Raw genomic sequence first — 19,006 nt, 5'->3', positions numbered from 1 at the left:
ATCCGGGCGTTGCGTGAGTAGCTCCAGGCGTGTTTCATCACGATTTCCGTATGATTGCCGCAAGATTGCTGATGTCCGGTGATTGTGGTGCGAGTATCAGCCGGTCACACGAGTTCGTCCCAGTCGGAACCCAACGAATCCACTCTTTTCGGAAGGGAGCTCGAAATGGCAGTACAGCAGGATACGAGCACGGAGAACCGGTCTACCTCGTCGCAGGGTCAGCGTGGGGATGTGGCAGATATACGCGGGGAGATCGAGATGCTGCGGATGCGCTTGGACGAGGCGCGGGGGGAGGCTCAGAGCACACGCCAGTACGCGATGCAGGCGGCCGGGCTTGCACGCCAGGCCCAGGCCCAGGCTAGGCAGGTGCAGAATCAGGCCCAGACCGCGCAGCAGAACGCCAGCCAGGCCAATCAGCAGGCGCAGCAGGCTCGCCAGGCCGCGGTGCTGGCGTCGAATCAGGCCCAGCAGGCCCAAGGTGAAGCCGACCGTGCCGTGGCCCAGGCCCAGCAGGCCCAAGGGGAAGCCACCCAGTGTCAGCAGCGCGCGTCCTCGGCCGCGGATCAGGCCGATCAGGCCACCCAGCTCGCCCAGCAGGCCGAGGACCAAGGCACCCGCGCCCAGGACAAGGCCGGGCAGTGGGAGATGGCCCTGCATCAGATCCGCCAGCAGGCCCGTCACATGCAGGGCAACTGACCGCGATGATCGCGGGTCCGTGCGGTCTGTGAACAACGGTGCCGGCGCGGCGGGCGTATAGGGAAACCGGTACGGCCGCCGCGCCGCGCTGCCTCTGCGCAACAAGGGGGAACGCAGGGTGTGCGGTGGTGAGCGAGGACCCGGCCCCGCCCGGCCCCCAGGAGGGTGACATCGAGGTCGAGGTGATCGTGCCCGACGCGATCAGTGCGGGGTGTATGCCAACGGGTTCACCTGCTGGTACAACCGCACCGACTTCACCCCGGATTTTCTGGTCTGTGGTCCAGGCGCACAGGAATCGCGGTGCTGGGTGAGCACCTTGGGCGCTTGGACGTGCCACGCGCGTGGCGTGAGGCGTTCGGCCCGGTCATCGGGTACCGGAGTCGGTAGGGCAGGCAGCCGGTTTACACCGAGACTTCGTGGACTGCGGCGCCGGCCCGCACGTCCAGGATCGCCACCAGCACCATCCGGCACACGGCCATGTCCGACATGTGTCCACGAACAGTGATCACCGCATGCGCTGCAGCGCGCCGGCATTCCTGGACCATATCGGCGAACGCGGGAGGCAACGCCGCGTTCTGCGGTCCGGGCTCGTGGAATACCGTCCCCAGTTCGTAACCGAGCGAGCGGGCGGTCTCACGCAGCTTGTCTTCACTCGAACCGAAGTCACGGTCATCGAGGAGACCGTCGCGCACATAGCCGTAGGCAAGGGGTAGCAGAGCAGTTGTCATGGTGATTCGGTTCCCAGCCGGGCTGTTTTTCCTGGACGACAACCACCCTGCGCCGGAGACAACAACCCCACATCTGTGGAATTACCCATACCGCTACCTATAAGCGTGACTTTTCGCGTCACCGGATCCCGCGGGCCCGGTACCAAGGGGTCGGCAGGATCGCCCCATGAGTGCAGATTTCGAGACTGAGCGACCTGCGGGTCGTCGCGCGGGGCGACCCCGGCCGCAGCTGTCTCGAATCCAAGGTTTCAAGACAGCGGGTCCAGCCGGAACAGCAGATTCACCGCTCGAAGCGGCTGAGGGTCGACTTCGAGATCGCGATGCCGAGTGCGATGCCAGTGCCGAGAGTGAGGACGGCGACATGACCGGGTGTGAGCCGGTTCGTCCGTTTGCGGGAACCGGATGGCTCCTGGGGAGAAGCAGCTGTCTGCTGCTGTGAGGCGCGGATCGCAGCCCACGTAACCACCGGAGGTCCTGCAGCTACGGCTCTTTGGAACTCGTCGTCGACGATGCGCTTGAATTCCCGCGTCCGGCGGTTGTAGCTCGACATCGCCTCCCCCCACAATGGCTTTGTCCGAGTCCAGTAGTCGCGGCCGATGTCGCTGCGGAACAAGGCGCCAACCACATCGTCTCGCAACGACTGTTCGCTGATGGCGCCGGCCTCATAGCCCATCAGGCCATACCGCATCCAGGATGCGGTGTAATAGAACTGGCGGGCCTCGATGCCAGGCGGCTCGACAAGCTTGCCGATGCACGGCGAGTAGACCTCGGGGTCTTCCAGCACAAGGCGGTTCAAATCCAGGTGATAGCGGCGCACCGTCTCGAATCGGCCCGCCCTGAACTGTCGGGGATGTCCACCCGGCATCCAGGTTGCAGACCTTCAGACCCTGCCAAGATCTTGACGCAAGACAAGAGTCGAAGCATGCCTGCATGCCCATTGATGAAGTTCGCGACGCGACAGATCAATGAGGTCCGTCGCCAACTCCTTGACGCGGCGGCCTTCGGCAAGCACATCACACCCGACCAGCTCGAACACATGGCGAGCAAGTTGGCTGCCAGCATGGAGGCCCTAGACCTCCGAGCTGAACTCCGCACCGGCACGCCATCCGCCTGCCGCACGGCCGCAGGCTGACGGCACTCTCACAATAACGACCAGTCGGTTGTTTCTGAATGTATGCTGCTGCATTGTGGCTCGTCCGCCGATGCCGATGCTGGCGACCGCTTCCGAGCGGCCGTCCCAGGCAGATCCTGCGGTAGCGATCGAGTTGAAATGGGATGGGATCCGGGCGATTTCGCAGATTTCCGGAACCGGAGCCCGGTTTTGGACCCGCAACGGCCAGGACGTGACTCCCTCGTTTCCGGAGCTTGCCGAAGCGTTTCCTGGCATCACTGGATTGGTGTTGGACGGTGAGGTCGTCGCGCCGGATCCCGCCACCGGCGCCCCTGACTTCGGCAGGCTGCAGCGCAGGCTGGGCACCGGACCGTCCACGGCGTTGCGCGAGTCGGTGCCCGTACGCTATTTCGTCTTCGACGTTCTCGAGATCGCCGGGGAATCGGTCACGAATCTCCCCTACCTCGACCGGCGCGAACGCCTCGACGAACTACAGCTCGATGGCGGCCCGATTCGCGTGCCGCCGACGTGGATCGGTGAGGACCCCGACCGGATGCTGCAGCTCGCAGCTGATTCCAATGTCGAGGGCATCGTTTTGAAGCGAGTCGATTCGACGTATCAGCCCGGCCGAAGGTCCAGGGCATGGCGGAAGGTGCCGCTGCGGAAGCGGGAGACCGTCGTCGTGGTCGGCTGGTCGGAAGGTCGCGGCGCCAACCGCGGCAACCTCGGCTCGATTGTCGTCGCAGGGCGACTCGAAGGCCGCTTACAGTATGTCGGTTCCGTTGGCAGCGGCTTCACGGTCGCCGGCCGCAGGGCAATGCGGGATGCGCTCGAACAGATCACACGCCCGGATCCTCCGCTGGATGTAGAGCCACCCCGCGACATCGCACGCTCCGCCCATTGGTGCGAGGCAGTCATCGCGGTGGATGTGGACTATCGCGAGTTCACCCAGGACGGAGTACTCAGGCAACCATCGTTCAAGGGCGTCCGTAGCGACCTGGACGTATCCGAGATCGGCTGGCCGCGCTGACTTGTACGCGCCTGATCGGCCAGACGGCCAGGTTCGTTGTGGGACCCCGCCTGACGTGATCAAGAATCCCCGCATCGGTCACAGCGACAAACTATATGATTCAGATCCGACCTCCCGAGAGCAATCGGACCGTCTGCCCCTACTCAATGATGTTCCCCACCAATAACTTTGCTTCCAAGTCGCAATATGCTACGGCGGAACATCTTTCGTGACGATGGCGCCCGCAGCGACGTAGCTGCGTGGACCGAGCAGGTGGCCGATTCGGTGCTGCTCGAGGGCCCGGATCAGGTTGCCTCCGCTACTCAAGAGCTGCTTTCGCAGTTCGGCACGCTGGTGCACGAAGTCCGCGAATTCGCTGAGGCCCATGCTCGTTCCGCCGATGACCTGCACAGCCGTCAGCAGCAGATCGAAGAGATCGGCGAGCGGTTCCTTGACAGTCGTCTCGTACTCTTGAGCGCCGCCCGCACTGCGCTCGACGAGATAGTTGATATCCGCTGACCAGTAGGGTCCGGGCGTCGGCAGACTGTGGGAGATGTGTTGGTTCTGCATGCTTGAAGAGCCCAAGGTGGTCGAGCAGATTCGGACGGTTGTATGCGGCTGCGCTCGGCGAACCTGCCGTTTGCCAGGGGTCGTGAACACCAGGTAGGGCCACTTGTGACCTACGTGACAGGGGAGCGCGAGTCATGGATCCATCCCCGAGCAGTTCGGCATGCCGTTGTCTTGTTCCCACGGGATACTGTCCGGATCAATAGCGCGCGTTCGGTCAAGCGCCGGGGTGACTGCGTCGATCGCGGCGGCGATCTCAATGCCAGGGTCTTTGATGGCCGGGTCGGTCGGCTCGGGGGCAGTCTCGACGGCGAGTGCTTCGCGTATCCGGTCGGTGATCTGCTGGGGTGTTGGTGGGGGATGTTGGGCGTGTTCGGGTGTGAGGCCGATTCGGCGTAGCGCGTCGGCTTGAAGCTTGTACGCCGTGGTATCGGCGCGAGCACCGCTGCGCCAGAGGCGCTCAAGTTCGCCCCGTCGGGCGGCGGCGCCGATGTCGGCTGCGGCGGTGGGGACCCATTCGTCCGTCTGCCATAGCTGGCTGGCTTCGGGCTCAGTGATGTCGAGGACCTGTGTCACGGCGACCGTGCGGCGCCACAGGTTGCGCAGGTTGCGGTCGAACCCCGTAGCGGTCCCGGCCTCGGCCGCCCGGCCGAGTTCACCGTAGATTGCGTTGATGGCTGCCATGTCGCGGATTCTCTGTGAATCCTGGCTCAGCTCCTGAAGTATTCGCCCGCGGTTGATCGGTTCCGGTTGGCGCAGGTAGCGATCGGGATCCCACCGGACTCCTCGCTGGCCTCGTTCGATGACGTGCTCGATCCACGCTGCGGGGACGCCACCGGCGAGGGCGGCGTCTTCGAGTTGCCGCACCATCGAGCGCGCGAAGAACTGCTCGTACCACGCCGGATGCGGTTCCTGCCCGGTCAGCTGGCGTTGCAGCCGCATCCGTTCCACGCGGCGTCCCGTGGACACTGTCTTGTTCTGGATCGCGCGCAGAATTCTGCGCTGCACGCGGGTCGGGGTGTCCATCACGGTTGCAGCGAAAGCTGTAGAGAGAAGAAGGATTCCCCGCCCTCGGCGATCTGTACCAGCGGGATTTCGTGGGGGGTGAACGTGAGGGGGTGTCCTGTGGGGTGGATGGTGAATCCGGTGCGCCGATAGAACCTGGTGTTGCCGGTGGCGACTTGCCCGTACATGACCGCGGCATCGGCGGCGGTGTAGGTGTTGATGGCGTCGTTCAGCAGGGCTCGACCGATGCCGTTGCGTTCGTATTCCGGTAGGACGGCGAGGGTGTGGATTTTCACCATCGCCTTCACCGCACGCCGGACCGCGGTGCGATCGATCGCGACGAGGTGGGCGATGAGGCCGAGGGGCGGCCCGGCGGTCAGGCCGCCGATCACCTCTCCGTGTGACACGGCCACCAGCGCGAGGGAGCGCGCGATCACGGCGCCTTGTAATCCCGCTGTGGCCCATACCTGTTCGATCGTCTGGTCGTTTTCCACGCTCAGCGCTCTGGACAGCATTCCTGATTTGTGGGCCAGCCACATCTGCCGGGCTGATCGTTCGGCATTCGGTGCCCCGGCCAGCTGGTTCAAGCCCCGGAATTTCCGGAACTCGGTGCGGCCGGCCGCGGCCCGTATTTCGAATGACAGCTGGTCGGCGTCGCTGGGGTTGTTGTTCATTGGATTCTTCTTCCTGTGATACGTGGTTGGATCGCATATTTGCTGCGGCGCAACGCAAGTCGTGCTTCTGCGGAGCCGTTCAGAGGTTGGAGAGGGCGCGGAAGTCCGGGCCGAATCCCAGGTCTTCGGCCCTGAGGTGAGCGCCGAGGACGCCGAACCAATTCGGTGGGACCTTGCTGGTGGGCAGGCCGGGGTGGGGGATGTGCCGGTCGGGGGTGCAGCGGTGTAGGGGTCCTGCGGCGGCGTCGAGGATGTGCCGCATGTGGGCGTCAATGTGGGAGATGAATAGGCTGCTCATGGCGGTTTGGTCGTCGGCGAGGCGGGCTGCTTCGAAGACCGCATGCAGGGCCGCGAACCGCACCGCGACTCCGTGGTGGGCCCACCATTGCCGGCACCAGGTGAATTGACCCTCGCGGTTGTTGCCCGCGATCCGGACCGCGATCACCGGCAGTAACCACTGCTCGACGAAGTCGCTGAAGTGCGCGAACCGTGGCGGGTTCTTGCGCTCGGCAGGCGGTGTCGTGGGTGGCCCGAACCATCCCGGCGGCACCGGGTCGAACGGAAGTGAGGGCAGGGCAACATGTTTGGCGCGGGTGCAGCGATGCAGGGGCCCGTTGGCCGCGTCCAGAATTACCCGGCAGTGGCCGTCGATGTGGGAGAGCAGGTAAGTCGATACCGCGCTGCCGCTGCGGCTACGACGCGTTTGCTCGAACGCGGTGTGCAGGTGCGCTATTCGGACCGCGACGGGGCGGTGGCGCCACCATTGCGTGCACCAGGTGAAGGTTTGTTCCCGGTTGGCCTCGGCGAGCCGGACCGTCACGAAGGGGAACAGCCATTTCTCGGCGAAGCTCACGAAGTCGCCGTATTTCGGGGGTATCGGGGCCCGCGTTGCTCCCTGCCCGCTCGGTGCACCGGCAGGAAGTTGGTTCAGCGGAGTGCTCATAGTTCGACTCCTGTTGGCCCGCTGTCGTTTCCGGTTCGCGATGGTGGGCCATCGGGGGGGTTGTCGAACTTGCGTAGTGAGGCATTGACGATCGGGGCCAGTGCAGGGTTGTTCCACCAGTAGAGTTTTCGGATCAGGATCGGTTCGTGGCCCGGGAGTCGGATCAGGGCACGGTCTTTGGGCAGGGCACCGAGTTTGGCTACATTCAGTACGGGTTCGGCGCGCCAGGATCTGGTGCGTTGGATCCCGCCGGGGCCAACGGAGCGGGAGTGGTCGGCGACGTCGTGCTCGTCAATGAGTTTGACCCAGTCTTCGAGATAGCCGGGCGTGCTGATGTTGCCGCCGTATATTTCGATGCTTTGGGCACGCATGGTGCGCAGGCCGCTGACGCTCCACAGGTCTTCGCCCTGCTCGAGGACCTGCAGGATCGTGATGAGGATGATTCCGCAGCTGGCGCAATAGGTGTAGTACTCGGGCAGTTCACCGATCCGGGCACAGTTAGCGGCCTCGTCCAGCACCGCCAACAGCGGCACCTCGAGCCGCCCGCTTGTGCGGGAACGTGCGATGGCCAACCCGGCTTCCAGGATCTGCCCCACCAGCGCCGCAGTCAGCGCCGCCGCCGAATCGGGGCCCTTCATCGACAGCGCATAGAGAGTGTCAGCGGTACTGGTGACGAAGTCGGCAGGCTTGAACTCGGGGAGTTGGTGCGTCATCGGTTGAAGCTCGACATCGATGACGACCCCCTGCGCGCCCTCGTACACGCTGAACCGCTTACGGGCGGGCGGGGTCACCAGCTGTGCGTATCCCTCGTCCGACAACGTGTTGAGAAATCTCCGCGCCATGTCGTACAGGCCGTCGCGTTGGCGGGCATAGAGGGCTTGGGCGTCCATGATCCGGCGGGCAGGCACGGGGTGGCCCTTGCGGTGCAGAATCAAAGCGGGGGTTTGGTCCTGGTCCGCCGAGAGCCATTCGGCCACGTGCAGCAGATCGCCGTCGACACAGGCGGCTGCGAACATGTAGAGGGCGAGCAGTTCTTGTGCGCCGCCGTCGAAATAACTGTCCACCTTGGCATTTGCCTTTTCCGATGCCGAGCCCGAGGAGCCGGAAACGAAGAACGCGGCAAGTTTGCGTGCCGCCGGAAGGTGCGGCACTTGGGCCAGGAGATTCACCCAGAACGTGCATTGGGGGCGTCCGGTGACCGCCTGCAGGTCGCACAGCCACACCCTGCCCTGCTTCTCGCGCCCGCCCACGGTGTGCCGGTACAGGTCCGGCTTGTTCGAGGTGGCCAGCACCGGACCCCACGCGGACAGGATCGCCGGGATCCCCCACGCCATCGTTTTGCCCATGCGCTGCCCGGCGGCGATCACCACCGCTTGCTCGGCCGGCAGGTACAGGTCCACATCGCCGAGCACGGTTTGCCCCAAGGGCGGCCCGGCCATCGCTCGCACGCGCGCCGGAGCGTCCTTCAACAGCCGTTTCGCGTCGGCGGCGTTGTCTTGACGGCGGGCCAGGGTGATGGTGCGCGGGTGCCGCATCGTGCGTGCGGCGGCGTCGATCCCGCTGGGGCGGGGCCATCGTCGACGTGCCCGTACTCCGAGAGGCGTTGCGGCAGCGACGGTAACGGCGGTGATCACGGTGGATTGCCACGGCCACCGGTGCAGACCTAGCAGCAGGTCCAGGGCGGCGATGAACGGGTTGCCGACGATGGGTTGCCCAGACAGCCAGCTGCCCAGATCCAGTACCGCCCACACCAGCAGCACCAGACCGATCACCCCCAGCCCCACCAGCAGCAGCCACGTCTCCTCCCCCAGGCCTCCGGTGCGGCGACGACGAGTTTCCCGGGCCATCATGACGGCACCGCCCGGATCGACCACCGCGCAACGGGTGGATGCGAATGGGCATGTGCAGCACTGGTTTTCACGGTGCGACCTCCGTCACCTGCGCCGATGACGGTTCGCACGGCTGTTGAGGACTCTGGTCCCAGTCGGTGGTGCCCTCGGAGGGCAAGACGTCCTGGACCGCGGCCGTGATCGCCATGCCCCCGCGCCCGGCCCCGGGAACCCTGCTGGCGGCGGGTGCGGCATCGTGCCAGTCCGGGGCACCGCCTGGAAAACGCTGTGCCAGTGGGCCAGTGGGTTGTTCGAACCCGGGCTCGGTGGGCTCGAGAGGTAGAAGGTTGCCGTCTCGGCCGGTCCGATAGGCGCGGTCGGTGTCCTGCTGCGTTACCCCGGCCTCGATGGCGTCGGCGCGGGCTTGGCTCAGGGCGCTGCCGATTCGGTCGAGCCGATCGATGCGCCTCTGCTCCTCGGCCTGCACGCCGGTGAATCCGTCGGCCTCGTGTGCGTGCTCGGCGGCCAGGTTCTGTATTTGCTGAAGGAGCCGCGCCTGCAGGTCATCGACCCGACTGCTGCTCTCGACCGTCGGATAGCCACGGAGCACCGGCGGCAGTAGCAGTTCTCGTTCGTCGGCGCGGGCGGTGAACGTCTCGACGGTAAGGACGTCGGTGGTGCTGCTGATCACGTCGGCGACCTGGTCCGGGTTCAGCAGTGGGGCAGGTGTGCGTGGCGCGCCGAGGGTCTTGTCGACCGCGGAACGGCGATCGGGCCCCGGCAGGGCGGCTCGGTCGGTGGTGCGGGTGGCGGCGGGCTCGAGGTCTGGTTGCGGGTAGTGCCGGTAGCCGTCTTGCTCGGATCCGGTAGGTGCCGGGTGCGAGTGGCCGGTCAGCTCGCGGGCCTGTTCCCAGGTGTTCCACAGGTCCGAGTCGGGTGACAGGTCTCCTGCGGTGCAGGCGCGTGCGAGCTGGTCCGCGATCTGGCGCGCGAGCTCGGGGTGGCGCTCCCACAATTCGACCACAGGGTGCAGATCGGCCCACATCTGGCGCAACCGCTGATGGGGATGTTGGCTCCACTGGGTGTCGAGTTCGGTGGCCCAGTTCTTGTATTGCGCTGTCTGCTCGGCGGTTTCGCCGAATCTGGCGGTCTTGTGCAGCAGGTGGTGGTGCGCGAAACCGGCACGGAGCTCTCGCACCGTCTGCTCGGCGATGTGCCGGTAGTGCTCGGGATCGGTGATTCCGGGTCGGGTCCTGGGCCAGTTCATCGCTCGACCTCCCGCCCGGGCTGCGTCGGGGGCCGGAGCTGGGTAGGCGGCGACTCGCTACCGGAATTCCATAGGGTCGTGTCGGTGGCGAGTGTCGTCGCGGCGATCGCGTCGGCGATGGGTTCACCGCAGGACCGGGACTGCCCGGGTCCGTCCCGGTCGTCGGTGATCCCTGACGCGTCAGGAACGACCGACAATGCGGCCGCGGTGAGGTTCTCGGTGCGTGTAGGCACGGCCGTGTCCGCGGCTGGCGTGGTGATTTCGGCCAGTCGGGCGCGAAGGATTGCGTTGTCGTGTTCGGCGTTCTGTTCGCGCTCGTAGGATTCGATGACCGCGTCGTACAGGTAGGCGGATTCCTGCTGGGCCGCGGCCAGCTCGTCGGTGAGTTGCTCGATACGTCCGAGGTAGCGGTGCGCTGGGGCTTGTACCCAGGGCACGCCGCGTGAGCCATGCTCGGCGGCGACCTCGATATCCCAGGCCGGTACAGCCGCGGCGAGCGCGGCGCGGCGGGCCTGCTCGAGCGCCTGGGTCAGGATCCGCTGCCGGACAGCGGGGCTCTCATCCATCACCGCACCGCCGATGGCGCCGGTGATCATCGCCGCAAGGTTCTGCACCTCGCGCAGGTGCCGTGCCGCGGCGAGATCCTGTTCGCCGCGTGCGCCGTACAGCTGGGTGATGGGCCCGTCGCGGAATTCGCGGGGCACGGCTCTGGTGCGGTACAGCCGGGGTAGCAGATTGTCCACGGAGCCGGGGGCATCGGTAGGCCGTGACGGGAATGGTTGGTGGTCAAAGGTGTTGTCGGACATCGCCGGTGGGCCTCGCACTGTCGAAGCGGTCCGCACCTGTGTGCCGCGCGATGTTGCGCGGACAGAGGGTGCGGCAGGGTGGATGTCCCTCGCGTGGGTGTGAATAGTTGTGGGGGACTGTGCTGTTCGGCGCCTACGACCAGCACGGTCGGGAGGAGGTGCTCGTGGGGACAGTTCAGGGGTCCAGGCCGGCGTCCCCCTGCGGTGGTTGTGCATCGTGCTCGGCGTTCAGGTCCGGTTGCCACGATCGGGTCGCCTCGTCCGGCAGGGCCGCCTCGATGGCCTGGCCGGCGCGCGGGGCGTGTTCCGTCGCGCCCTCTGCCGGGGTGGTCGAACCGGCCGCGCCCAGGGCGGTCTTCGCCTGGGCGATGAGTTCGCTCGGGGTCGGCGGCATCGTGTGGCCGGTGGCTACGGGTGGGTCGATGCCCGGGTAGAGCGGGATCGACGGGTCGGTGTTGGGGATGGTGTAGTGCCGCCAGGCGTGTTCCAGGTCCAGGTCGTCCATCCTGTGTACGGTGGCCTGGGCCATTCGCCGCCAGTCCTCGATCTGGTGGCCCCAGATCCGGGAGCCCTCGGCCTCGGTGATCTGTGCGGCGGCGGCCATGGTGGTGATCCGCTGATGCAGCAGTGCCATGTTGCGGACGACCGTGGCGATGGACGCCGGGTCTGCGCCGAACAGGTACGCCCCCTGCCCGATTCGCAGCTCTCGGGCGGCGGTGAGGATCACCATCCGCTCGAGGTTGTACTGGTCCACCGCGATCATGTCGACCAGGAACTCCCCGACATGCGTCGGAACCGTGTGCGGCACCGGCAATTCGGGTACCTGTTGTGATGACCGGTTCACCGAGTGTGCGGGTAGGCGGGCCCGGGTAATCGTTTCGGCGGGGATGCCTGCGGACAAGGCGACCTGTTCGGTGCGCTCGAGTTCCCCTGCCAGGGCGTTGAGGTGATGCTGCCAGTCGGCCTGGGCGTCGGCGGCGGTGCCGTCGTAGCCGTCGAGGTCGAGCCGACTCACGCGGATGACTTCGGCGGACAGGCGTGAGATCTGTCGTAGTAGTTCGGCGTGCCATGCGGGCATCGGGTCGGGGGTGGGATCGGGTTCAGTCATGGCGGAGGTTCCTTCATGTTGTTCACCGGTCGCAGTGATCGAAAGATGTTGGGGTGCTACAGGTCCTGTCCCGCGCCTGGGTTGTGTGCGGTCTCGGGGATCTGGCCGGCTCGGGCGTCGGGTGCGGAGGTGTCCCATTCCCTGCCTGCGCCGGTGGCCGGCAGGACATCGGCGATAGCCCCGCCGATCGCTGGATTGGCTTGCGGGTGAGGGGCAATCAGCCCTTGCAGGGCCTCGCGGGCTTTCGTGAGGTAGTAGGCCGGGGCACGGGGCAGCAGCTCGGTGTCCGCGTGCGTGTAGACCGGTGCTCCGACATGGCCGCTGTGCTGGCGCAGTTGGTGCAGGGATACAAGCAGGTCGCCGGTGGCGGCGGGATCGGTGTAGTGGCCCCACAGCATGGCCACGTCCTCGCGGGTCATCTGCATGACCTGCGCGACGTGCGTGGACCAGTCGTGAGAGTTCATGGCCCACAGATCGCTGCGTTCGTGGCCGGTCATGCCGATCGCTCGGGCTCGATACGCGGCACGCAACCACCGCGCGTCCATCGCGCGGCCGAACGGACCTCGCGCCGTGGAGTCCGCGCCGCCGTGTCGGTATTCGTGTGTCGCGGCAACGGCTGCCATGTCGGTCAGGCAGCGGGCGTCCTGCTCGACGCGGTGCAATCCGGCGTGTCGTCCGCGCAGAGCTGGGAGCTCGGGCGGGCGGTTGTCGGGCCAGTCCCGGCCGGTCTGTCCTAGAAGGCGCGCCCAGTTGATCCAGTGGTCGAGCACTCCGCTGCTGCGCGCGTGCATCTCGATCGCGGCCCGGTGGAGGTCGAGCGCGGCGGCGCGGGAGACCAGCTGTGCCATCACCGCGATATCGCCCGCCGCCTCCGCGGTGATGTTCTGTCGCCTGCGCGTACCCTCTGTCGCGAGTTGGTGGATCTGCCGCAGCAACTCCGCGTGCTCGGCGCGAACCTCGGGCGTCCGGGTTTCCACACCGGCCGAGGTGTCCGTGTCCGAGTTCGTGCCGCCGGACGGTTGTGCGCCGTCGCGTGGGAGGGCTCGATCGGGGTGTTCGGCACCCGTGCTGGGGGCGTTCATAATTCGAGTCCCGGGTCACAGGGCCGCCGATCCAGGCCGTGATCATGGTGGGGTTGCTCGATCGGGTTGGCGGTTGCCTCCGGGTCCGGCAGCAACTCCTGCACGGCGGTTGCCATCGGGGCGCCGCGCTGTGGGGAGCCGTGCTCGATGTACTGGGCGACGGCCTGCTCGGCGGCGGAAATCATCTGTCCCAGCGGCGGCAGGCTACTCGCGCGCCGGGCCGCGGTGCCCAGTGCCGGCGTCGGCAAGTCACCGAGGTTCTGAACCGTCGCCAGTTCGATATCTCGCCGCGCGTGGGCGTGCCACTGCCGCTCGAGCTCACGCCTGCCGTATCGGGCCACTGTTGCGGTGATGATCCGGGACCAGCCCTGAATATCGTTGACCCACAGCCGATCTCGCTCCGTCTCGGTCAGTTGCAGTGCTGCGGCCAGGCTTCCGGCGCGTGCCCACAAGCTGACGGTGTTGCGATCGAAGCGGGCCCGGGCCCCGATGTTTGTTTCGGTGAATCTGCCCGCGGCGAACCGTCGGTGCTGGCGGGCCGCGCCCAGCACCAGCATCTGCTGCAAATCCCACAGATCCTGGGCGACGGCGTCGATCAGGACCTCCCGTGCGGGGTTGCCGCTGGTACTCGCGCCGGGGAAGCTGTCGGCGAACCGTTGTCCCCGGTAGCCGTTCTCGCGCACGAACTCGATCGCCGGTTCCGGAATCCCGACAGCAACCGCTCGGGCCTCGAGATCGGTGCGCTGATCGATCAGCTTCTGCAGGTCGGTACGCCAGCTGATCAGGGCGTCGTGTTCAGTACCCGAATAGTGCTCGTAGCCTCGGCGGCGGGTCGCAGACCAGTCCGCGGCCAGGGCATGGATCCGTGCGAGCACCCGAATCTTCCAGGCCGGCACGTCCGACAACAGGTACATGGAGGGATCGGTCACGAGCGAACTCCTTCCTCGACTTCGCACGGGACCGGTTGACTTACCGGTCGGACCCCGACTCCGCAGGTGCGGTGAACGTCCGCGGCGCCGGAACCGATGCAGGTGCGGCAGAGGCGATCTCGGTGATCACCAACTGGCGAGGTGCCACGCCGAATGGCGGGGAATGCGTTTGCCGCGTCACGGCGGCGACTCGGCGGGCAGTCGCCGATACGCGGTCCAGCGACGGGCCTTACCCCGCGGGCTCGCATGGTGTTGCCGATCCCGTTGGTGCGTTGTGGGTTCGACGGCCCGGTTGGCTCCGGCGGGGTCACCGGCCGACCTCCGGGTCGTTCGCGGCGGACTCCCGATCGTTGATCGAGGGGTGTGCGGGTTCCTCGCTCGACCACGCGCTGCCGCCGACGAGTGCAGCACCGACCGCGTCGCCGATTCGGTGTCCGCCCTCCGGAGGGGATTCAGCGGTACTCGCACGGCCGTCGGGGACGTTCCTGGTGGCCGATGCGGTGGTGGTGTGCTGCGGTTCGGGCTGCGCGGGTCCCGGCGCCGGGGTGTCGGCGGGGGCCCGGTTCAGCAGCCCGGTCGCGGCCAGGTCGTTGGCCAAGGTCGCGAGCATGGTCTCGGCGCGAGCCGCGCCCTGCCGGACGTCGTCGAGGACCCCGAGGGTTTCCTGGAGGCGGTCAGCGAAGCTGTAGACGAGCCGTTGCTGGCTGTCCGAACGGACCTTCGCGGCGTAGGCCTCACTGCTGAGCAGGTCGATTCGCCCGAGGTGGTGATGGGAGGGCTGCTGGCTCCAGGGCACTCCTTCGCTGCCCAGGGCCTCCGCGGCGTCGATGTCCGCGTCGGCGAGGCCGGCGTGTTCGGCATCGCGGCGCGCGATGCGCACGTCGTCCTCGACGCCGTTGGGGTACAGCGCCCACTTCCATCGAGGATCGCCGATCTCGAGGTCGTGAGCGACGGCATCGCCGACCCATTCGTATCGAACCGCGGCGGTGTTCTGCACCTCGCGAAGGGCTTTCGCGTGCACGGCATCGATATCATCGGCGCCGAAGCGCCACGCGATCGCGCCCAGGCGCAGTTCCTCGGGAACTTGCTCTGGCCCGTGGGACACGTGCAGCTTCTCGTGCAGATCCGCGCTGGACTCGTCGACTTCGGCGGCGTGGGGTGCTCGGGATTGTTCGTCCGGGGTCAGCGGTATCGGATCCCGGGGTCCGGAGGTGTTGCCGATGGTGTTTTTCGATGGAGAGATGTTGTCGGACATCATCTTCCGCTCTCTTCTCGAAGCGGTCCGCCGCGGTTCGTGCCGAACCGGTGCGGTAGTGCGATGTCCCTCGCGTAGTAGATGGTGATATTGGGGGTGTGCGCAGCAGTCAGCGCCATTGACTCAGGAGATCCGAATACTGCACTGGCACTTCAGCTTCGGATCTCCAGTTCTGCCACACCGCAACGAGCGCTACGGCCCGTCACCCTCGTTTAGGTTGCGAAAGCGCTTGTGCCCCATCGGTGAAACGGGGGGTTGATGGTCGTTCATCGTCGGTCCTTCCACAATGTCTGGATCCCATGGGTTTTCGAGGAGTGGAACCGCGCGGTCAGGGGCCGGGGCCACGATCGTGGGGCCACGGGTTCTGTGTGGTGAGGCCGGGGTCGGTGGGTTCGGGTGCCCAGGTGCGGTCGGTGTCGGGGTCGGGCAGCACATCGGTGATCGCGGCACCGATCGTGGCGGTCTCCGGTGATCGTTGTTCGGCCGCGGCGTTCAGGGCGCCGTTGGCGTGGGCCAGGAAGTCGTCCACGCCCACGTCGACCGCGCTGGTGTCGACGTCGGGGCCGGGTGGCGGGACCGCGGGTAGGCGGTCGTGGCGGTGTCTCTTGAGCGATTCCCGGGCCGACTCGGCGATCGTGCCGGCGGCGTAGTGCTCCCAGAGCAGCTCGATCTCGTGCGGGGCCAGGTGCAGAAGTTCGTTGATGGTGCCTTTCCAGGGATATCGGTCCAGGTCCCAGATCCGATTGCGGTCGCGGCGGCTCATGGTGATCGTCCGGCCGGTTTCGGTGGCGCGTGTCCACAGTGCCTGCATGTTCCGGGTGATCTGATCTGCCATCCCCGTGGCGGGGTCCGGCAGCGCGCCGAGCGCCGTGCTGCGTCCGCGGACCGCGATCATGGCGGCCATGTGGGTCAAGTACCGTACGTCCAGGACGAGGCGCATCCTCGACCGGGATTGCATCAGGTCCAAGGGCTTCGCCAGTAACTGCCCGTCGGGCCACTCGCTGCCGCGGCGGCCTTGCTGTACTGCTTGCGCGATCCACCCTCTGGGCACACCCGCTGTGCGGGCCCGGACTTCGGTCAACGCCCAGCGCCGATCATTCTCGGTTCTGGCCGCGGCGATACTGCGCAGGTCGGCACCGGTCCGGGTGAGCTGCTGATGGAGTTCCGCGCTGCGTCCGGCCAGGGTGTGGAGCTGCCGCAGCAGATCAGCTTGCTCGGGCGGGATGTCCGCGACACGGGTGGCGATACGGTCCAATTCGCTCATCGTCCTATCCCCCGGCGCGCGTGGGCGAGCATCATGTCCCAGTGCGGTATCCGCACCGTGGGGTGAGCGCCGGACTCGTCTAGCCGATCGGCGTAGTCGACCAGCAGAGCCGCGTCCGGCCACATGAGGTAGCGACGCCAGCGCGCGGCGAGGGTCGGCACATCGTAGGTGCGCATCGTGCCGACGGCGATCGTGTGCCATTCCTGGGCCGTGCCGGCCCACATGCGTTGCTGTTCTTCGGCATTGAGGCCGACTCCGTCCGCTACGGCTGTGGCTCGCGTCCACCGCCGGGCGGCGGCGTGGTGGTATTGCTCCACCGCCGCGGATGTTGATTCGAACAGCACACGGCTGGTGGTGTGGACTCGCAGGGCCTCGGCGATCGCCATCCGCTCGAGCAGCCACAGGTCATCCACCAGCGCACCGATCACCAACTCCCGCATCATATTCGGCGTTTTCAGCAAGCGCAGAAGCCTGTCGTGGGTCCCCGTGCCGCGTAGTCCCCGCCAGCGAGCCTCAGCGATCCGCTCACCGTTGAGCCCGGCCACTCGGGCGTGGAGCTCGGACTCGGCGCGAGCGATCCGCAATTCCTTCAGGCGAAGGCGCCGCGCCTGGACTTCCCCGAGATGGGTGCCTGTGCTGGGGTGCTGGTGTCGCCGGTGGACCAGGTGGTGCTCGTGTGCCAGGTGCTGGACCCGGTCCAGCAGGCGCAGTTTCCAGGCGGGGCTGTTTCCCGTGCGGGATGCGGGTCTGGTCATGGCTGGTCCGTGGGCTCGAAATGTGGTGATGGCGTCATGGTTCGATGTCCTCGTTCGTGTATTCGCAGGGCATGTCGGGCTGAACGGATCTCGGTGTGTGGTTGGGGCTGCCCTCGCGGTCGGGGGCGTCGATGTCGGCTTCGGGGAGCGCTGCGTCGACGGCGGCCGTGATCGCGGTTCCCTGGCTCGTGTCGGCGAGGTGTTCGGTGGGGCCGGCCAGGCTGTGCAGCGCGTGGGTGATCTGCCGGGTCAGCTGCGGCAGGGGTGGCAGCAACTCGGTGGCGGGTTCGCTGGTGCCGATTCCGGCGGATCGCAGCAGGTGGACCTGGTCCACGGCGTGTGCCAGTGGGCCGTTGGTGATTTCGCGCCACCGGGTTTGCAGCTGGGTGGGAGTCAGGGCATTGACGGGTTCGGCGATGACGTACGGCCATCCCGGATCTCGGCTCGGCCAGAGGCTGTGTTGGTCGGTCTCGTCCACGCCGAGCAGGGCCGCGAGGCTGTGGATACGTTCCCGCTCCACGACCAGCGCACGTTCGAGCCACATCACTGCCTCGGGCGGTTCCCCGAGCAGCGCGTGCTGGCCGTAGGCAGCGTGGACCGCGATGCTGTCCCCGAGACGGCGCGCATCAGAGGCGAGGTTGTCGATCAGTCTGAGGCGGTCGACCGGCTCCGGCACCGGCCACCGCAGCGCCCCCCATCGGTCGGCCCGCTCTCCGGCGGTGCGCGCGTAGTCGATCCACCGGGACGGCACCCCGCCCGCGCGGGCCAGCGCCTCGAGCTCCCGGCCGCGCGCGGCGTGCTGGGTGAAGGCGGCGAACCATTTCGTCGGGGCGACCCGGCCGGTGCGGTCCCAATAGCCGCGTGTGCCCTCCAGGATCCGGGCCCCTTGCGCCGCGATGGTGTGAATCTCTTTCAGCATCTGCTTCTGCACCGCGGTGGGACGAGCCAGACGGTCAGCACCGTCCCGTCGGGATTGCTCGCCGTTCATGGCTCGTACCCGGAGTCCAGCGTGCGGAGGCCCGATAACGGCTGGGGCGCAAGGTCTGCGGCGGACCGGAACACCGGCCGCAGGTCCTCACCCCCCAGGGCTGCGTGCACGGACTCGGTGATCCGGCGACCACCCCCGTCGCTGAACCTGACCGTCCGATCGGGCCCCGGCCCACGATCCAAGTCCAGCGGCGCACCGCTCGGTTGACTGGGTTCGTTCAACATGCCCTGGAATCGACGCACCATGGAAGCGACGGTCGGTGCTGGGTTGCGGGTTGCCGGCAGGTTGATTCCGGCGCGTTGCAGCATGGTGGCCTGCAGGCCCGCGGTGGCGGTGTTGAGCCGGCTGAATTCCCGCCAGCGGGCGGCCACCGTGGCGCTGTCCGCGCCGCGCACGGTGTCGGCGACCTCCAGCCACGCCTCACCTCGCCCCCACAGCCATTGTGCTTCCTCGGCGGTGACGTCCAGGATGTGCGCAATCGCGGTGATCCGCCGGACCAGAGCATTCATGTTCCTGCTGACCCGGTGACGGGCGTCGATTTCGCCGCGGGCGCCGCTGTCGCGGTGGGCTGCCACGACCGCGGCGATGTGTTGCAGCTGTTGGACGTCCGCGGCCAGGTTCTCGACGAGGCCGGTTCGGTCGACGGGTTCGTGGGCGCGCCAGGTGATGTCGGGGTCCCATCGCATTCCGAGTTCGCCGCGCTCACGGGCTTGCTCGACCCATTCGGTTGCGATACCGGCCGCCCTCGCGACCGCGATCAGTTTCGTCTGAGACAGCACCAGCGCGTCCCGTTGGCGAAACCACACGGCGTCCTGGGTTTGCCGACCCGATTCCCGAGCGCGGTCCTCCAGCACCATCCGCCTGATCTCAACCGCCTGGGTGGTCACCGCACGCAGCACTCGCGCCTGCACCATCGTCGGCCGATCCATCACGACCACCCCCGATCACGACCGTCACGGCCCCTCGGTGTCGCAGCCACCGATCCTCCGC

General features: G+C 67.0%; 20 protein-coding genes. 3 read left to right on the top strand and 17 right to left on the bottom strand.

Going from position 1 to position 19,006, the window contains the following annotated elements:
* Positions 1-231: 231 nt before the first annotated feature.
* The gene (locus ABH933_RS27220) at positions 232-696 is read left to right on the top strand and encodes a hypothetical protein (protein WP_429426540.1); all 465 of its coding nucleotides are present in this window, start codon (positions 232-234) and stop codon (positions 694-696) included.
* A gap of 401 nt (positions 697-1,097) precedes the next feature.
* Here ABH933_RS27220 and ABH933_RS27215 read toward each other — a convergent pair whose 3' ends face one another.
* Together ABH933_RS27215 and ABH933_RS27210 are read right to left on the bottom strand one after the other, a co-directional pair.
* Positions 1,098-1,424, bottom strand: coding sequence for a hypothetical protein (locus ABH933_RS27215; RefSeq protein ID WP_429426542.1), 327 nt, complete (start codon positions 1,422-1,424; stop codon positions 1,098-1,100).
* 280 nt (positions 1,425-1,704) lie between these two features.
* A complete protein-coding gene (locus tag ABH933_RS27210; protein ID WP_429426544.1) occupies positions 1,705-2,289 on the bottom strand; it encodes a DUF6082 family protein in 585 nt (194 codons plus the stop codon).
* Between ABH933_RS27210 and ABH933_RS27205 the strand changes: the two genes are divergently transcribed.
* Both ABH933_RS27205 and ABH933_RS27200 read left to right on the top strand, forming a co-directional pair.
* Entirely contained in the window at positions 2,275-2,556 is a 282-nt protein-coding gene (locus tag ABH933_RS27205; RefSeq protein WP_429455129.1) for a DUF6374 family protein, read from the top strand. The two genes, ABH933_RS27210 and ABH933_RS27205, sit on opposite strands and share 15 nt — an antisense overlap.
* A gap of 70 nt (positions 2,557-2,626) precedes the next feature.
* Positions 2,627-3,565: an ATP-dependent DNA ligase gene (locus ABH933_RS27200; RefSeq protein ID WP_429455141.1), complete on the top strand. Its 939-nt coding sequence runs from the start codon at positions 2,627-2,629 to the stop codon at positions 3,563-3,565.
* Between the two features lie 189 nt (positions 3,566-3,754).
* Here the strand turns inward: ABH933_RS27200 and ABH933_RS27195 are convergent, their stop codons facing one another.
* The 15 genes from ABH933_RS27195 to ABH933_RS27125 all read right to left on the bottom strand — a co-directional run bounded on the left by ABH933_RS27195 (position 3,755) and on the right by ABH933_RS27125 (position 18,945).
* A complete protein-coding gene (locus ABH933_RS27195) occupies positions 3,755-4,114 on the bottom strand; it encodes a hypothetical protein (RefSeq protein WP_429426546.1) in 360 nt (119 codons plus the stop codon).
* Between the two features lie 132 nt (positions 4,115-4,246).
* Positions 4,247-5,140, bottom strand: a complete 894-nt coding sequence (locus tag ABH933_RS27190) for a hypothetical protein (protein ID WP_429426551.1) — start codon at positions 5,138-5,140, stop codon at positions 4,247-4,249.
* The gene (locus ABH933_RS27185; RefSeq protein WP_429426553.1) at positions 5,137-5,790 is read right to left on the bottom strand and encodes a GNAT family N-acetyltransferase; all 654 of its coding nucleotides are present in this window, start codon (positions 5,788-5,790) and stop codon (positions 5,137-5,139) included. The genes ABH933_RS27190 and ABH933_RS27185 overlap by 4 nt, the downstream gene beginning before the upstream one ends.
* 79 nt (positions 5,791-5,869) lie before the next feature.
* Positions 5,870-6,733, bottom strand: coding sequence for a DUF4913 domain-containing protein (locus ABH933_RS27180; RefSeq protein ID WP_429426556.1), 864 nt, complete (start codon positions 6,731-6,733; stop codon positions 5,870-5,872).
* Entirely contained in the window at positions 6,730-8,583 is a 1,854-nt protein-coding gene (locus ABH933_RS27175) for a type IV secretory system conjugative DNA transfer family protein (RefSeq protein ID WP_429426558.1), read from the bottom strand. The genes ABH933_RS27180 and ABH933_RS27175 overlap by 4 nt, the downstream gene beginning before the upstream one ends.
* A 67-nt stretch (positions 8,584-8,650) precedes the next feature.
* Positions 8,651-9,829, bottom strand: coding sequence for a hypothetical protein (locus tag ABH933_RS27170; RefSeq protein ID WP_429426560.1), 1,179 nt, complete (start codon positions 9,827-9,829; stop codon positions 8,651-8,653).
* Complete coding sequence (locus tag ABH933_RS27165; protein ID WP_429426562.1) at positions 9,826-10,572, bottom strand: hypothetical protein; 747 nt, start codon at positions 10,570-10,572, stop codon at positions 9,826-9,828. The genes ABH933_RS27170 and ABH933_RS27165 overlap by 4 nt, the downstream gene beginning before the upstream one ends.
* A gap of 238 nt (positions 10,573-10,810) precedes the next feature.
* A complete protein-coding gene (locus ABH933_RS27160) occupies positions 10,811-11,743 on the bottom strand; it encodes a hypothetical protein (RefSeq protein WP_429426563.1) in 933 nt (310 codons plus the stop codon).
* Between the two features lie 56 nt (positions 11,744-11,799).
* Positions 11,800-12,825: a hypothetical protein gene (locus ABH933_RS27155; protein ID WP_429426566.1), complete on the bottom strand. Its 1,026-nt coding sequence runs from the start codon at positions 12,823-12,825 to the stop codon at positions 11,800-11,802.
* Positions 12,822-13,754, bottom strand: coding sequence for a hypothetical protein (locus tag ABH933_RS27150; protein WP_429426568.1), 933 nt, complete (start codon positions 13,752-13,754; stop codon positions 12,822-12,824). The genes ABH933_RS27155 and ABH933_RS27150 overlap by 4 nt, the downstream gene beginning before the upstream one ends.
* A 307-nt stretch (positions 13,755-14,061) precedes the next feature.
* Positions 14,062-15,012 (bottom strand): hypothetical protein, encoded by a 951-nt coding sequence (locus ABH933_RS27145; RefSeq protein WP_429426570.1) that lies wholly within the window; start codon positions 15,010-15,012, stop codon positions 14,062-14,064.
* Positions 15,013-15,337: 325 nt separating this feature from the next.
* Positions 15,338-16,273 carry a hypothetical protein gene (locus ABH933_RS27140; protein ID WP_429426573.1) on the bottom strand — a complete coding sequence of 312 codons (936 nt, stop codon included), beginning with the start codon at positions 16,271-16,273 and terminating at the stop codon, positions 15,338-15,340.
* A complete protein-coding gene (locus ABH933_RS27135; RefSeq protein WP_429426575.1) occupies positions 16,270-17,028 on the bottom strand; it encodes a hypothetical protein in 759 nt (252 codons plus the stop codon). The genes ABH933_RS27140 and ABH933_RS27135 overlap by 4 nt, the downstream gene beginning before the upstream one ends.
* A gap of 34 nt (positions 17,029-17,062) precedes the next feature.
* A complete protein-coding gene (locus ABH933_RS27130) occupies positions 17,063-18,016 on the bottom strand; it encodes a hypothetical protein (RefSeq protein WP_429426578.1) in 954 nt (317 codons plus the stop codon).
* Positions 18,013-18,945, bottom strand: a complete 933-nt coding sequence (locus ABH933_RS27125; protein ID WP_429426580.1) for a hypothetical protein — start codon at positions 18,943-18,945, stop codon at positions 18,013-18,015. Before ABH933_RS27125 ends, ABH933_RS27130 begins: the two co-directional genes overlap by 4 nt.
* Positions 18,946-19,006 lie beyond the last annotated feature (61 nt).

The sequence above is a fragment of the Nocardia sp. GP40 genome (genome assembly GCF_050434125.1).
Taxonomy (GTDB): domain Bacteria; phylum Actinomycetota; class Actinomycetes; order Mycobacteriales; family Mycobacteriaceae; genus Nocardia; species Nocardia albiluteola.
This window is presented reverse-complemented; position numbering and strand designations above follow the sequence as displayed.

Excerpts from the sequence above, each read along its gene's own strand:
- ABH933_RS27215 (WP_429426542.1), bottom strand. The coding sequence starts at position 1,424 with ATGACAACTGCTCTGCTACCCCTTGCCTACGGCTATGTGCGCGACGGT.
- ABH933_RS27205 (WP_429455129.1), top strand. The coding sequence starts at position 2,275 with ATGTCCACCCGGCATCCAGGTTGCAGACCTTCAGACCCTGCCAAGATC.
- ABH933_RS27210 (WP_429426544.1), bottom strand. The coding sequence starts at position 2,289 with ATGCCGGGTGGACATCCCCGACAGTTCAGGGCGGGCCGATTCGAGACG.
- ABH933_RS27200 (WP_429455141.1), top strand. The coding sequence starts at position 2,627 with ATGCCGATGCTGGCGACCGCTTCCGAGCGGCCGTCCCAGGCAGATCCT.
- ABH933_RS27195 (WP_429426546.1), bottom strand. The coding sequence starts at position 4,114 with ATGCAGAACCAACACATCTCCCACAGTCTGCCGACGCCCGGACCCTAC.
- ABH933_RS27185 (WP_429426553.1), bottom strand. The coding sequence starts at position 5,790 with ATGAACAACAACCCCAGCGACGCCGACCAGCTGTCATTCGAAATACGG.
- ABH933_RS27180 (WP_429426556.1), bottom strand. The coding sequence starts at position 6,733 with ATGAGCACTCCGCTGAACCAACTTCCTGCCGGTGCACCGAGCGGGCAG.
- ABH933_RS27175 (WP_429426558.1), bottom strand. The coding sequence starts at position 8,583 with ATGATGGCCCGGGAAACTCGTCGTCGCCGCACCGGAGGCCTGGGGGAG.
- ABH933_RS27170 (WP_429426560.1), bottom strand. The coding sequence starts at position 9,829 with ATGAACTGGCCCAGGACCCGACCCGGAATCACCGATCCCGAGCACTAC.
- ABH933_RS27160 (WP_429426563.1), bottom strand. The coding sequence starts at position 11,743 with ATGACTGAACCCGATCCCACCCCCGACCCGATGCCCGCATGGCACGCC.
- ABH933_RS27155 (WP_429426566.1), bottom strand. The coding sequence starts at position 12,825 with ATGAACGCCCCCAGCACGGGTGCCGAACACCCCGATCGAGCCCTCCCA.
- ABH933_RS27145 (WP_429426570.1), bottom strand. The coding sequence starts at position 15,012 with ATGATGTCCGACAACATCTCTCCATCGAAAAACACCATCGGCAACACC.
- ABH933_RS27140 (WP_429426573.1), bottom strand. The coding sequence starts at position 16,273 with ATGAGCGAATTGGACCGTATCGCCACCCGTGTCGCGGACATCCCGCCC.
- ABH933_RS27135 (WP_429426575.1), bottom strand. The coding sequence starts at position 17,028 with ATGACCAGACCCGCATCCCGCACGGGAAACAGCCCCGCCTGGAAACTG.
- ABH933_RS27130 (WP_429426578.1), bottom strand. The coding sequence starts at position 18,016 with ATGAACGGCGAGCAATCCCGACGGGACGGTGCTGACCGTCTGGCTCGT.
- ABH933_RS27125 (WP_429426580.1), bottom strand. The coding sequence starts at position 18,945 with ATGGATCGGCCGACGATGGTGCAGGCGCGAGTGCTGCGTGCGGTGACC.